This window comes from Hymenobacter volaticus, from assembly GCF_022921055.1.
Lineage (GTDB): Bacteria > Bacteroidota > Bacteroidia > Cytophagales > Hymenobacteraceae > Hymenobacter > Hymenobacter volaticus.
Genome location: NZ_CP095065.1, coordinates 150,085 through 162,917 on the forward strand (window position 1 = coordinate 150,085; position 12,833 = coordinate 162,917).

Genomic DNA, 12,833 nt, shown 5'->3' on the forward strand with positions numbered 1-12,833 from the left:
GCGCTAGGCCTCCTCGCACGGGCGCAAGGTTGCCCTGCTGCGCCTATTGCAGCGGCAGCGTCACGTTACGGGCGTAATAGGTGGAACCTGCCAATCCCGCAGCATATCAAAAAGCAGGGGATTAAGCGTGCGGCTCGGCCGTGCGTCGGCGTGCTGGCGCCGGCGTTCCCGCAGTGCGGCCTAGCCAATCCAGAACGAAATCGGCGCTTTCCCGCCAGGTTGGCAACCCCAGCACCAAGTGGTTGCGGCCCGCAAACTCCTTGTAGTCGGTGATGGATTCGTTGTAGTTGGCGTAGCGCTGGTAGTTGGAATAGTTCAGGGAAGCAGGCATGATGTGATCGGTGCTGCCCGCCACAAACAGCAACGGCGCGTGAGGACGGGCAAAGTCGACCCGGGCCTCTTTGGTCAGTGCCCCGCGCGCCATCTTCTTGGACTCAGGCACGACCAGCTGCTCGTAGGTGGCCCGCTGCGTAGTCCCGTCCAAGCCGTTGGTGAAGGTGTACTGCCAGTGCTGGAACGACATCAGGTAGGTTTTCTTTAACGACGTAAACAAGCCGAGGGCCGGGGTCACCGAGCGGAAAAACGACCACTTCAGCGTGAGCACTCCCTGCGGCGGGACCGAGTGAATGGCCACGCCGGCCGCGCCGAGGTCTTGCTGCAACAGCAACTGGACGATCAACCCGCCGAAGGAGTGGCCGATCAGGATCGGCTTTTCGGGTAGTTGGCGGATGAAAGCGGCGTAGGAGGCCACGACGCTGGTTAAGCTGTTGTGGGCAATGGCCGAGTGCGGGTGCTCGCTGCGCAACGCGGCCGCCGCCCCTTCCTTGTGGGGGTGGGCCGGGGCGTAGCAGGTGTAGCCCTGATTCTCGAAATACGCCTTCCACGCGTCCCAGCACGTGCTGCTGACAAAGGCGCCGGTGACGAAGACCACGGTGTTGATGGGGTTGTTTGGCATGGTACCGAGTGCGGTTAAGGGAAGGAAACGATCCGTGAGCAAGAGCCTTCAAGTAATACAAGCCAGGGAAAGCCGAAAGGGGAAAGCCCAGCAGAAGTGCTGGGGCAGCGAAGTTCCCACTCGCCCGCAGCCCAGGGCAGCAGCGCGGTCCGCCCGCAACGCAGCGCCGCCAGACCTTGGCCCACCCGTGGTGCGCTAGCCGCAGGAGGCTACACGCCGAACTAACGAGCAACTCGGCAATTGTCCGCTCCCGTCGCTGCTTGTCCTTCCGATGCCAGACCTGTTCTGGCGCCCAAGGCGCGAGACGAGCGGCCGCTATAATATATGCATACTCTAATATAATAAGGAGAGAGCATTAAGCAAATAGCAAGCTTAAAAAGCAGCCTATATCCGTTGGACTAGACTAGGCGGGCTATGGGTTGCACTAGCAAAGGCCAGCTTTCCAGGCGCTAGCCGGTCAATGCACTAGCAAGGCATCCAGCACCTAAATGCGATGCCGTTCTACGGCCTCGCGGAAGCCTTTGGCGTAAGTGGCACTGATAGGCAGGTACCGCTCGCCAATCTGTACTTTGTCTTTGTGCACGACGTCGATAGCGTCCAGCGCCACGATGCAAGAATGGTGGATGCGCACGAACCGGTCGGCGGGCAGTTGCTGGGTCAGCACCTTGAGCTGTTGCAAACTTACAATTTTGCGCTGCCGGGTGTGGATGGTGACGTAGTCGCGCAGGCCTTCCACGTAGAGCACGTCGGCCCACCAGACTTTGAGTAGTTGCGACCCGTCTTTCACGAACAGGTAGGCGGGGTCGGCCGTCTTAGCCGGAGCAGGGTTGGCTGCGGCCAAAACGGGCGGCTCCCAGCGGGCGTACGCCTTGTGCACGGCCCGTAAAAACCGGTCGAGGGTGATGGGCTTGAGCAGGTAGTCGACCACGTCGAGGTCGTAGCTTTCCAGGGCGTACTCCGAGTAGGCCGTGGTGAGAATAACCAGCGGCTTGCGCGGCAGCAGCCGCAGCAAGGTTAGGCCGGTCATTTCCGGCATCTGCACGTCGAGAAACAGCAGGTCCACTGGCTGGCGCTGCAGGGCGGCCATAGCCGCGGTGGGCGTGGCGCAGGCCGCGGTCAGGCGCAGGTAAGGCACCTGCTGCAGGTGGTCAGTGAGCAGCTGGCGGGCCAGGGGCTCGTCTTCGACAATCAGGCATGTGAGGTGGTTCATAGGCTTAGGCGCAGGTAAATGCGGTACTCGTCGGGCAAGTCGTCGATCTGCAGCTCGTGCCGGTCGGGGTAGCTCAGGGCCAAGCGGCGGCGCACGTTGGGCAGGCCCGTGCCGGCCGGGCCCATGGGGGCAGCAGACGCCGGCAGCTTGCTGTTAGCCACCGTGTAGCAGCAGTCGGGCCCCGTCAGGTCGAAGTGCACGCGCACCCAAGCCGTTGTGCTGATGGTGCTCACCCCGTGCTTGAAGGCATTTTCCAGAAAGGCCATGAAAATGAGCGGCGCCACCAGCCGGCCGTTGGGCTGCCCGGCCACGGTCAGGGTGATCGGAACGGGGCTGTTGAGGCGCAGCTTTTCGAGCTGAATGTAGCTGGCAAGGTACTCGATTTCGCGGCTCAGATCCACGGCCGGGCGGTTGGCCTCCTCTAGCATGTAGCGCATCATCTGGGCCAGGGTGGCAATAACTTCGGGCGTGCGCTCCGAGCGGCTGTACGCCAGATAGTAGAGGTTGTTGAGGGTGTTGAACAGGAAGTGGGGATTGAGTTGGGCTTTCAAGTAGCGCAGCTCGGTCGCCAGCTTCTCGTTTTCCAAGGCCTTGGCGCGGGCCTCGAGAACAAACCACTGGGTAACGAAGTAAAGCAGGCTCACGAAGGCCACGATAAAGAGCACGCCCACCACCACCGACCAGGTGTGCGCAGGGGAATACAGAAAGCGCCGGTTCATGTCGGTGAGCAGCAGCTGGCGGTCGGCCAGCACGCGCAGCACGACCACGGTCGCGTAGGGGCCGGCAAACAGCGCCAGGTACTCGCCCAGCCGCCGGGTGCGCAACAGGCGCGGCAGCAGGTAGAAGTAGTTGAAGTAGGCCAGCGCGGCATTGAGGGTTACCGTAGCCAGCAGGCCCACGGCTACCTGTCGCCGGGCGTATTCCTGCCCGAACTGGTAGAAGTAAAACGAGAAGTACACGCCCCAGTAGGCGAGGTGCAGCACCGCGGCCCGGTAGCGTGGCGGAAAGAAAATCATGAACGAACAGGCAGCCACAAAAGGCTTACCCTGTAAACATAGCCGTTCAAGGTGAGTGGGTGGTCGCGGGGTGCGCTCTTTTCGACCAGCTAGCGTATTTTTTTTTTTGACCGGTGGCCTATCGGGCTATTTATTACCAAAAGTCAGCGCCATAACCTGCCTGGTCGAAATACGGGCGAAAAGGGTCGAATCCACCGACGCGGATCGAATAGGGAGCCTTGCTTTGCCGGCATACCCTTGTTTTCGTTCTGAATTATGCCGCTACTTCCTACAATTGCTCGCCCATTGCCGTCCCCATTTGCTTGTTTGATAGCCAGTCGGCCCGCGAGGCTATTGGCGGGACGGCAGCACCGCGCCAGTTACGGCTGGGTGCTAGGAGCCTGGCTGCTGGCCTACTCGGCCGCGGCCCAGACCCCCGATACCCTGCGCGTGGGCGACCGGCGGCTGCAAGTCAGTCGCCTCCAGCCGGGCACGCGCCAGTACCTGGTGTATTTCCAGAACCCGGCCCAGCCTAAAATGCTCGGCTTTTGGCTGTGGCGGCGCCAGGTGCAGGCCACCCGGCACCAGGGCGCGCCCGTGCTGCGCATCACGCAGCACTGGTACGGCGCCGACACGATCAGCTACCGGGAAGTAACCTCGCTGGTGCGGGCCGGTGATTTTGCGTCCCTCTACCACGCCGAAACCGTAAAGGGCCAACTGAAAGCCTACAACTGGAATTCGACCGGCATCGCCGGGGCCGACAGCGTGGCGGGCAACCAGGCTAACGCCTTTCAGCAGCCGTTTCAACAGCCGGCTTTCAACTGGAACCTTGACATCGAAACCTTCGAGCTGCTGCCCCTGGCGGCGGGCAAGCGCTTCGTCATTCCCTTCTACGACGCGGGCGGCAAGCCGCCCACCTACGTAACCTACACCGTAACAGGTGCCGAGACGCTGGCCGTGCCCGGCGGACCGCCGGTGGCTTGCTGGAAGCTCGTCACCGCAGGACTGACGCCCACTAAAGCGCCGTTCAAGCAAACGTTCTGGATTAGCCAACGAGACCACGAGTTCTTGAAGGAAGAAGACCAGTACCCGGGAGGGCTTTCTCGCTACAAAATCAAGACCAGCACCGTGCCCGGGGTCATGCCCAACCCGGTGTCTCGCCCGGCGAAGTAAGCCTCTGCCGCTACGGAATTGCCGTTTGGAGAGCGCCGTCCACTCAAATTACGGCCTGGTGTTTTCGCCCGTACCCCTCGTTCTGCCTGCCCATGGTTCATGTTGTCGCTAAAGCACCGGCCTGTGCTAACTGCGCCTACGTCTTCGTGCTTACTGAGCCGGCCGAGTTTTGCCCGCGCTGCGGCCAGCAAAACCACGGCAGCCTCGGCGTGGGCCACGTGGCCGAAGAATTTCTGGAAGGCGTATTCCACTTTGATGGCAAAATATTTCGCAGGTGCGAAAAATTCCCGCTTTAGTTGGGCTTACAAAAAACTATCACCAGGCCATCCCCACGGCCCGGGCCAGCATTCAGGACAGCCCGGAGCAGACCAGTTACCGCAATTGCAGCCGGTAAAAGGCAGCAGCGAGCCGGGAGGTAGGGTAGGGCGCGGCCGAGTTAGAGGCGCCGGCGAGGTGGTGATAAAGCGCCGACGTCCCGCCGCTTACGGGCGAAGAAATGCTAGCAGGGACCGGTTAAAAAGCGCGGGCGCTTCCAGGTTGACCATGTGCCCGGCGTTGGCAATCACCAGGCCAGTCTGGTCGGCCACCGTCTGCTGCAGGTACTGCCCACAAGCAAGAATAAAGGGCAGGTCTTGTTGGCCGACCATCACCAGCACCGGGACGGTTAGCTTGGCGACTTGCGGGGCAGCCGGCTGGGAGGAAAGGCGAGGCCAGCCGCTGAGACGGTGCGCGCGCATGGTAGTTAGCGTTGTTTGGTAGAGCAAACGCCGCGCGCGGGCATTGACTTGGTTGGGGCGCCGCGCAGGACCGTCAAACCAGGCACGCGTAAATTCTTCTGCCGCCGCTGCCGTGTCGGCGCGCACCAGCTGGGTTGTAATCCGGGGCCAAACTTGCTTGGTCTGCGCATCGAGGCGGTCTTCCAACCCGGAAACACTAGTGGAAACTAGGGCTAGTTTGCTGACTCGTTCGGGATGGGCCAGGGCGAAATCCAGGGCGCAGGCACCGCCCAGCGAAATACCCACCAACGCTACTTGTTTTACTTGCAGCTCGTCGAGCACCCGTAAGAGCACCTGCTGCATGGCTTGTGTGGTATCGTACCCCGTGCTTTGGCCGTGACCGGGCAGATCGAGGCAGATAACGTGGTGGCGCCTGGCCAGCACGGGTACTTGCTGCGCCCACATGCGCGAATCCTGGAGCCCGGCGTGCAGCAGCACTACTGGCGGCCCTGGCCCGTGCGTTCGTAGTGAATCCGTAGCGAGTTAACGGAAATAAACCCCGCCCGGGACTGCGCCGGCGCTTGCCAGGCCGAGAGCAGAAACGAGGCGAGGATGAAGTGGACAAACTTCGGCATATTATAGCGTAGCGGGAAGACACCCGTTAATCAGGAAGCGCTAAGGTTAAGTTGCCACTAGTCCGGGCAGAAGGTAAACTTATTCGGGCGTAGGTAGCTGTTTCCTGCTACAGATCCTTGAGCGGAATTTTCAGCTTAGCCTATCAATATAACTTTTCTAGAAGTCGAGACCTAACTCTTTATATAGCTAGCAATAAGTAAACTTACCTCGTTACCTAAGAGGACTGACGAGGATTTCCTGTCCGTCGTGGTCTTAACAGAGCGAGGCTCTGGCCGAGGTCGAAATACAATAAAGGAGGAGCGCAGAGCGAACAAAGCGTCTCCAACTCGGGGCTGAAGATGCTCTGAGAGAAGAGTCGCCCTAGTTAAGGCTCTGCCAGCGTGACCACCCCGCGGACGTGATGCAGCGAATCGCGTGGTTCCCCGCATCCGCCACGCACAGGGTTCCATCAGGGGCGACGGCAATGCCCAGCGACCCTGACCAGCCCAGCGAGCGTGGTTACGGCCGCTGGGGCTTAGCCCTGCACAGGAAGCCCCACCCGAAGAGAACGAAACAGCCGGCAACCAATCGTAGGAATAGAGCCAAGGCCCGGATAGGCGCAAGCCTAAAGGAGCAGTTAACGAAGCGAAAGTACACTTAGCCACTGTACTCAATGCCCAAGGAAAGAGAAGAAAGCAAGAGAATGCCCATTTGAAGCAGAGGAGGTAAGCTTATTTTCTTTAAGAGGGCACAAGGTTACCCATAAGGAAGCATCGTTCTTAGACCGTTACTTTTGATCTAGCGGCTTATCACAAACCAACACTACGTCAGAATCCGGAGTTAGCGCAGCAGACACTCTCCAACCTAGCGGCTGGCAACTCAACCAACCACGACTTCTACCTCTTCCGGTCTCCGTTACCGACTGGGCTAGCGTAGGACGATGCCGATCCTTTGCCAGTGGAGGAGAGCAAGTGCCAGACCAGCGGCGCAGTGCTCACGACAAACAAGCCAAACAAGGCTTGGTCGAACAGTGATACCGGGACCATGTGCGGGATGGGACGACCCAAGTAGCCGGCCAGGTAGACGAGGGTGTTTACGCTCACATCCGAAACCATAATGGCAACGGCCAGGGCGAGTCCGACGCGCGGGGAGCGCCACAGCAGGAACACGGTCAATGGATCCAGGAAAGTGAGCGCATCCCAGTACAGGCCAATAGCCCGGGGCACCGGCCAGGCGAGCCAGCCGTGGGTGAGCACGCCGTGAACATGCGTGTACGTGCCGATGAGAAACCCGAGGGAGTACACGAGCAAGATTCCCCGCACCACGCGAGGGAAGGCGGCAACAAACAAGCGAGCCATAGAGCAAAGAGAAGGGCGCAGCAGAAGCGGCTTGGTGCACGCGCTCATGGAGCCAAGTCCGACAAGATACGGCCTAGCTAGAGACTCTTGCTCACCCAAGGATGGCAGGTCCGGGCATTAAAACGCGAAAAGCCTCACCCGGTACCGGATGAAGCTTTTGCTGGCGGTATAGCTGCGACCTTGCTCTCCGGCGTCGGGGGATGCAGGGTCGCAGTACTCTAACGGGTGGCAACCACTAAAGCCGGTTCATACTCGACCACCAGTTTGCGCACCCACGCGGTGGAGCGACCAGCATGGGTTCTGACGTGCACGCTGTAATGGTAGCGTGCTAGTCCTACCTGAAGATCGACTTGATAGCGCCCGCTTGGGGCCCGGTCAAAGTCGAAGCGCTGCCCGTAAGTTGGGGCGGTATACGTTTCTCTAAACAAGGGTTGCTGCGTGCTGAGCCGCACCACCTGCACGTACCCGCGCGCGTAGTCGGGGCTGGCAACGCGCAAGCGCAAGCTGGCGGGCGCTACTTGCGTCAGGCTAACGGGCTCAGCCATCTGCGCAACCACTGGGCTAACGCCGGTTACAAGGAAGAGCACGAACAAAGCGGGGCAAAGAACGGGGAGCGTTGACATGGAAAGGAGAAAAGAGAGTGCAACATGTCCTGGGACAAACCGGAAGCCGGTCCACTGCTAGCGCTATACTAGCGGATGCTCTCTTTTATGCCAAGGAACGCGCCATCTTTACAACTAACACATACAGAGTGAATTACGTCATTGGCAGCTAGTCATGGGTTCCGTATGCTGTTTTATATCCGAACACCAGGTGTTCGGTTATGACGCGTTGGCCCGCGGCCGCGGGCGTAACGCCTGCGCGCTGCGCTGATCCTGCTTGTGCATGGGGCACTGCCGCCGTGGCAGGCTTCCCTGCTGCTTGCCACAGTATCTTGACCCGGTGTGGCGGGAGAAGTATTGCGGGGCCTCGTAGAGGAAGGGTAGGTCAAGTATTGGTCAAGTAGCTCGTCGAGCCGCCAGTAAAGCGTATGCACCGGCACGCTTACGGGCAAAAGCAAGCACGTGGAACCCTTGCGGGCGTGGCTGGGCGTCTACAACAGAAAGCGCTCTACGTGCTCCAGGCGGGCGGCCCAAGTAGGAGCCGCTAGCAACTACGCTGCCAGGCGCGCCATGGCGGCCCCAAAAACAGCGGTTAAACCGGTGTCTGATGTAATAGCATAGCGCAAAGTAGCCAGTAGCAGTAAGGGCCGCCCGGGCCTGGGTTTCAGCCGGGTTTGGGTACCTAGTTGGGGGCTTTGCTTCGTGTACCATTACTTGAACGAGCGCTCTAGAAGTGATACAAGGATTCACGGCTAGAGATAACTCACCATTTGGTGATGACAACGGTTAATTAACAAGCCAAGGCGGACGCATTCTGCTCCTAGCTGGTGGGGGCTTGGCTGCAGTTGCTAATTCAGGCCGTGCTTGCCGCGCCGGCCGCAGCGCCGGGTGCCCTATCTCGCACGCCAGCCGCTCGTTAGTAGAGCAGGGCCACCCGCGCAGGACCTTCGGCCTTACTTTTTTGCTCCCGCACTAGAGTGCGTACCCGAGGGCGGCCGGCGCAGCCTGGGAGCAGGGACTTATCGAGCATCGGACACACGGCCTACTTTTAAGACAAGTTTCCACGTAGCCACGTGTTGCGTTGCCGCATCGGGCCAGATAACTTGAAGTTCCTGAGCGACTTGCTCGGTCGGGTTGTACCCTTCCGCGCTTAGGAACCGCTGGGTGGCCGACCACGTGTTCAGATAGCCCAACAAGTCGAGCCGGTTCAGCGGCTTTTCGTAGCTGAAGACAGGGCTGGGAATGTGCTGGAAAGGAAACGGAATAGTCGCGTATCCCGAGTCAATCAGCCGGTTTTCCGGTTGCCAGTAAGGGTCTAGGGTTACATCATGCAACCGGCGTACCACGGCATCTACGGCCGGCGTCAGCGTGGGCACGCCGTAGGCCCAGGCGGCTAGCACCCCGCCAGGCTTGAGCACCCGCCGGACTTCGGCGTAAAATGCCTCGAAGTGAAACCAATGCAACGCCGTGGCCGCCGTCACCAAGTCGGCGCTGTGCGCGGCCAAGTCCGTGTGTTCGGCTTGCTCGACCCGGTAGCTGACTCGTTCGTGGGGCCGACAATGACTGAGTTGCTGAGGGCTGGGATCAGTGGCAACCACGCGCGCATAAAATTGAGCCAGGCTCAGCGCCGCTTGGCCGTTGCCGGTGCCGCAGTCCCAGGCTAGCTCGTGGGCCAGAGTCAAGGAAGCCAGATACGCGTACAACTCCGGCGAGTAAACCGGCCGGAACTGGGCGTAGAGGGCGGCTTGCCGGGAAAAATTGTCTTTGAAAGCAAGAGGAATCATCCCCTTAAATTATAAATCCAAGCGGGAAACTTGCGTCCGCGGGAAATCCGGCCGCTGGGGGTAACCGAGCCGCGTCGGCGAGGATAGCGAATGCCGCTTTGCAGAAACGACTGTACTCGCACCGGTTTTGCAGCCGGCCCGCCCGAATTAAATAATTGGCCACAAGCAGGAGAGTTGAATTTTCTAGCTCGAACTTTCCCCAGGTTCAGCCCGTGGCGAACGGCGCCGCGGCTTATTACCCTGGCGCAACCACGACGGGACCTTGCTCCTTGCTTCGTAGTTGTCGTTGGCGCCTGGCCGTCGCCTTGCTTGGCAGAAAAACCCACGTCGGCACCCCGACGCAGGCCGCGAAATTGCGCTTACCGCGCAAGCGCCGCCAGCCGTCGTTTATGCCAGCTTTCTCGGTGCTGGTTTTAGCCAAGGCGTAGGCGCTTCTAACTGGGTCGCCCCTTGGGCGAGCCGATGGCTTGGTACAACTCCCCGGGCAGCACAAAGTAGAAGTGGTTGGTTTCCAGCCGCAGTTTTTCCGCCTCCACCAGCGCTACATGGGCCCGTTGGCCTTGTAAAGGGCAACGGTTCGGTTCAGCGCCACGCTGGGCGAGTAGTTGACAAGAGGTATCGGACCTTCGGAACGGATAGGGTTCTAGAATCCATTAGCCGTCTTCGTCAGGCCATAGGTAACCTAGAAAGAGAACCGGGGTGGTATGGGATGGAGCGGATGGAGAATTTTCGACTACTAACCAAAGGATGGGAGATAGATGGGTTGAAGAGGCCCATCTGGACAGTAAGCCCCGGCCTTTTCGTATCTTCCCTGGCCTACGTGCAAGCATCTGTCGTCCCATAAGGCTCCTCTTCCCTGCTACTGCTCCCTGCGTATGAAGCCCGACTACTACACGGTCCATCCGGCCTTACAACCGTATGTAAGCCATATTATGGTTCTGCAGGTGCACCTATCCGGCCCGACCGACCACCGGGTTGCGCCTTTCCCGCCGACCCCGCAGCACAGTTTGCACTTCTATCCCGGCGACGCAACCCACTCTCGCCACGCAACCCATCCCTTCCTGGCCTTACCCGAGGCGACGATCGTGGGACCCCAAACCAAGAAAGTCGATCTGGCCCTGGGCGCTAACCACCGCTTTGTGTCGGTGGCCTTTCACCCCGGCGGCCTGTTTCAATTGTTGCGCGTGCCTCTGCACGAGTTGCGGGACGTTCCCTTGTCGGCGGCGGAGCTGCTCGGCCCCGACATTCGGCGGGTCAGTGAGCAACTGCAAGCCACCCGATAGTCGCTGGAGATGAAGCGCCTGGTGGAAGCTTACCTGTTAACGAAGCTGCAGCAGGCGGCCCTCACCCCGTTTGCACAAGCGGCTCATTGGATGGTACACGGCGGCCATATATTCCCGATCGACCAAGCCGCAACCTCCGCCGGCCTGAGTGCCCGCCAGTTCGAGCGCAAAGCCCACGAGCAGCTAGGCTACTCGCCCAAGTTCTTTGCCCGCCTCATTCGCTTCTCGCAAGCCTACCGCCGAAAAGTGAACCATCCCGCGCAGCGGTGGACGTCCATCGCCTACGCCTGTGGGTACTACGATCAGATGCATCTGATCCGTGATTTCAAGGAGTTTACCGCTGCCACCCCAAAACAAGTAGCGCGGGCAATGCAGCAGGCTCCCCTAACGCTGCAAGACGAGCTGCGAATTTAACCTGTCGTATTCGTACTATTTTGGCGGCAAGGCGCCGGCTACCTTCGCTGCGTATCCACTACTCCCCTGCGACGATGAAAACTATATGCGCAACCGGTCTGCTTTTATTCTCTGCCACGGCTGCCTCGGCCCAACTCGACACGGTGAGCTACCCGCAGGAGCGCCAGCAACTACGCGCGCTCCTACACCGCTCCGGCGGCGCGGAACGTGTCTCCTGTTCCGATGATATCGTCGCCGTAGGGGCCAAGGGCGATATTTCGTATTCTGTGCCGCAGTGGCAAGCGGTGCAAGCGACCGGAAAGGTGGTGTTCAAGAGCGTGAAGCCCGTGCCGGGCAGCGAGATTATCCGGCTCTACAGTGGCACGACCGCCGTCGTGAACTGGCTGGCCGACGTGCAGCTCACCGTCGAAGGGCGCCCCGTGGCGCTGAAAGTGCGCCGGCTGGAGGTGTTCATCAAAAAGGAGACGGGTTGGTGTCGGGTAGCGGGTCAAAGAACCGAAGTAGATGAAAAGCTGCATCCGCTAACCCGCTAAGCCGGTGGCGTTAACGAAGGGAAACCAGCGCAGATCTACTTCTTTGGCGCCCCGTTTATCCAAAGCAGCCGAAAGAAGAGGAATTGGAGACAGCGGTGGGTGGTGGCTAGAAGAGAGATATAGTTGACGTTTCTTCCCCACTTGGCAGGGAAAACCGTCAGCGAGAGAGGGCCGTGCAGGAGCATCACGTGGCAAGAACAGATATGATCATAACGTACGGTTTCCTACGCGTTATTGAAGCAGGATAGCTAGTCTAGGCCCTTCCCTTTTCTCCCTGTTATTTCCCCACCCGGCTCTGGCCACGAGCATAGGGGAAGGTAGGGTGGTCCTGCGCGGAGAATGGCGCCGGCAACCGCTATTCACCAGCACTGAAGCGGGAGGTGTTTTAGAGCGGCCGCGCACCCACCTTCTTTCGCCAGGAGCTGGTAGGTGCGCAACTAAATCTGGCCCATGCCGCCATCGACGAAGAGTTCGATGCCGTTCACAAAGCTGGCCTCCGCCGAAGCCAGGAACAGGACTGCGGCGGCTACCTCTTCGGGGCGACCCATTTCCCCGCGCGGAATCAAGGGGGCGATTTGAGCTTTAAAATCCGATCCAGCAGCGGCCATCAGGGGCGTATCAATAGCGCCCGGGCTCAGCAGGTTGACCCGAATGTGGCGGTCCTGTAAGTCGACCAGCCACCCCCGTACAAAGGCGCGGAGCGTGGCTTTGCTGGCGCTGTACACGCTATTGGCCGCATACCCTTTGATGGAGGCTATCGACCCATTAAGCACAACGGAGCCTCCCGTCGTGAGCAAGGGCAAGGCTTTTTGCACGGTGAAGAGCGTGCCGCGGACATTCAGGTTGAAGAGGGAATCGAAGAACGCTTCGCTAATCTCGCCCAGTTTGCCGAAGCCGGCCGCCCCGGCGCTGGCGAACAGAACGTCTATTTTGCCTTTTTCCCGCTGCACCGTCTCGTAGAGGCGGTCGAGATCGGCTAGGTTGGCTGCGTCGCCCAACACCCCCGTCACGTTGCGGCCAATGGTGCGCACCGCCTCGTCGAGTCTCTGCTGATTACGACCCGTAATGAAGACGTAGGCGCCTTCGGCCACAAATAAGTGGGCGGTAGCCAAAGCCAGGCCTGAGGTAGCGCCGGTAATAACGGCTACTTTTCCGGTGAGTTTTCCCATGATTTCCAGTTGCTGGTTTGCGTTGC

The 12,833-nt window shown here is 60.0% G+C and carries 16 protein-coding genes; 6 read left to right on the forward strand and 10 right to left on the reverse strand.

Annotated features, from left to right (window positions below):
* Nucleotides 1-121 precede the first annotated feature (121 nt).
* From MUN86_RS27580 to MUN86_RS27590, 3 genes are all read right to left on the reverse strand, one after another.
* Entirely contained in the window at nucleotides 122-955 is an 834-nt protein-coding gene (locus MUN86_RS27580; RefSeq protein WP_245126966.1) for an alpha/beta hydrolase, read from the reverse strand.
* A 484-nt stretch (nucleotides 956-1,439) separates the two neighbouring features.
* A complete protein-coding gene (locus MUN86_RS27585) occupies nucleotides 1,440-2,165 on the reverse strand; it encodes a LytR/AlgR family response regulator transcription factor (RefSeq protein ID WP_245126967.1) in 726 nt (241 codons plus the stop codon).
* Entirely contained in the window at nucleotides 2,162-3,181 is a 1,020-nt protein-coding gene (locus tag MUN86_RS27590) for a sensor histidine kinase (protein WP_245126968.1), read from the reverse strand. The genes MUN86_RS27585 and MUN86_RS27590 overlap by 4 nt, the downstream gene beginning before the upstream one ends.
* A gap of 255 nt (nucleotides 3,182-3,436) precedes the next feature.
* Here MUN86_RS27590 and MUN86_RS27595 point away from each other — a divergent pair, with 255 nt between their 5' ends.
* Together MUN86_RS27595 and MUN86_RS27600 are read left to right on the forward strand one after the other, a co-directional pair.
* Nucleotides 3,437-4,333: a DUF3108 domain-containing protein gene (locus tag MUN86_RS27595; protein WP_245126969.1), complete on the forward strand. Its 897-nt coding sequence runs from the start codon at nucleotides 3,437-3,439 to the stop codon at nucleotides 4,331-4,333.
* A gap of 92 nt (nucleotides 4,334-4,425) precedes the next feature.
* A complete protein-coding gene (locus tag MUN86_RS27600; RefSeq protein ID WP_245126970.1) occupies nucleotides 4,426-4,629 on the forward strand; it encodes a hypothetical protein in 204 nt (67 codons plus the stop codon).
* Between the two features lie 186 nt (nucleotides 4,630-4,815).
* Here MUN86_RS27600 and MUN86_RS27605 read toward each other — a convergent pair whose 3' ends face one another.
* The 6 genes from MUN86_RS27605 to MUN86_RS27625 form a co-directional block, all read right to left on the reverse strand.
* Nucleotides 4,816-5,547 (reverse strand): alpha/beta fold hydrolase, encoded by a 732-nt coding sequence (locus MUN86_RS27605; RefSeq protein WP_245126971.1) that lies wholly within the window; start codon nucleotides 5,545-5,547, stop codon nucleotides 4,816-4,818.
* On the reverse strand, nucleotides 5,547-5,684 hold the full coding sequence (locus tag MUN86_RS27610) for a hypothetical protein (RefSeq protein ID WP_245126972.1): 138 nt from the start codon (nucleotides 5,682-5,684) through the stop codon (nucleotides 5,547-5,549). Before MUN86_RS27610 ends, MUN86_RS27605 begins: the two co-directional genes overlap by 1 nt.
* A 361-nt stretch (nucleotides 5,685-6,045) precedes the next feature.
* A complete protein-coding gene (locus tag MUN86_RS32550; protein ID WP_375379524.1) occupies nucleotides 6,046-6,174 on the reverse strand; it encodes a hypothetical protein in 129 nt (42 codons plus the stop codon).
* A 386-nt stretch (nucleotides 6,175-6,560) separates the two neighbouring features.
* On the reverse strand, nucleotides 6,561-7,022 hold the full coding sequence (locus tag MUN86_RS27615; RefSeq protein WP_245126973.1) for a hypothetical protein: 462 nt from the start codon (nucleotides 7,020-7,022) through the stop codon (nucleotides 6,561-6,563).
* A gap of 218 nt (nucleotides 7,023-7,240) precedes the next feature.
* A complete protein-coding gene (locus MUN86_RS27620) occupies nucleotides 7,241-7,645 on the reverse strand; it encodes a hypothetical protein (RefSeq protein ID WP_245126974.1) in 405 nt (134 codons plus the stop codon).
* Nucleotides 7,646-8,643: 998 nt separating this feature from the next.
* Nucleotides 8,644-9,408 (reverse strand): class I SAM-dependent methyltransferase, encoded by a 765-nt coding sequence (locus tag MUN86_RS27625; protein ID WP_245126975.1) that lies wholly within the window; start codon nucleotides 9,406-9,408, stop codon nucleotides 8,644-8,646.
* A gap of 212 nt (nucleotides 9,409-9,620) precedes the next feature.
* On the opposite strand from MUN86_RS27625, the gene MUN86_RS27630 reads away from it, so the two are divergent.
* The 4 genes from MUN86_RS27630 to MUN86_RS27645 all read left to right on the forward strand — a co-directional run bounded on the left by MUN86_RS27630 (nucleotide 9,621) and on the right by MUN86_RS27645 (nucleotide 11,638).
* Nucleotides 9,621-9,836, forward strand: a complete 216-nt coding sequence (locus MUN86_RS27630; RefSeq protein WP_245126976.1) for a hypothetical protein — start codon at nucleotides 9,621-9,623, stop codon at nucleotides 9,834-9,836.
* A 447-nt stretch (nucleotides 9,837-10,283) separates the two neighbouring features.
* Nucleotides 10,284-10,691 (forward strand): DUF6597 domain-containing transcriptional factor, encoded by a 408-nt coding sequence (locus MUN86_RS27635; protein ID WP_245126977.1) that lies wholly within the window; start codon nucleotides 10,284-10,286, stop codon nucleotides 10,689-10,691.
* 9 nt (nucleotides 10,692-10,700) lie between these two features.
* Complete coding sequence (locus tag MUN86_RS27640) at nucleotides 10,701-11,105, forward strand: helix-turn-helix domain-containing protein (protein WP_245126978.1); 405 nt, start codon at nucleotides 10,701-10,703, stop codon at nucleotides 11,103-11,105.
* A gap of 74 nt (nucleotides 11,106-11,179) precedes the next feature.
* Nucleotides 11,180-11,638: a nuclear transport factor 2 family protein gene (locus MUN86_RS27645; protein ID WP_245126979.1), complete on the forward strand. Its 459-nt coding sequence runs from the start codon at nucleotides 11,180-11,182 to the stop codon at nucleotides 11,636-11,638.
* Nucleotides 11,639-12,075: 437 nt separating this feature from the next.
* Here MUN86_RS27645 and MUN86_RS27650 read toward each other — a convergent pair whose 3' ends face one another.
* Nucleotides 12,076-12,807: an SDR family NAD(P)-dependent oxidoreductase gene (locus MUN86_RS27650; protein WP_245126980.1), complete on the reverse strand. Its 732-nt coding sequence runs from the start codon at nucleotides 12,805-12,807 to the stop codon at nucleotides 12,076-12,078.
* Between the last annotated feature and the right edge of the window lie 26 nt (nucleotides 12,808-12,833).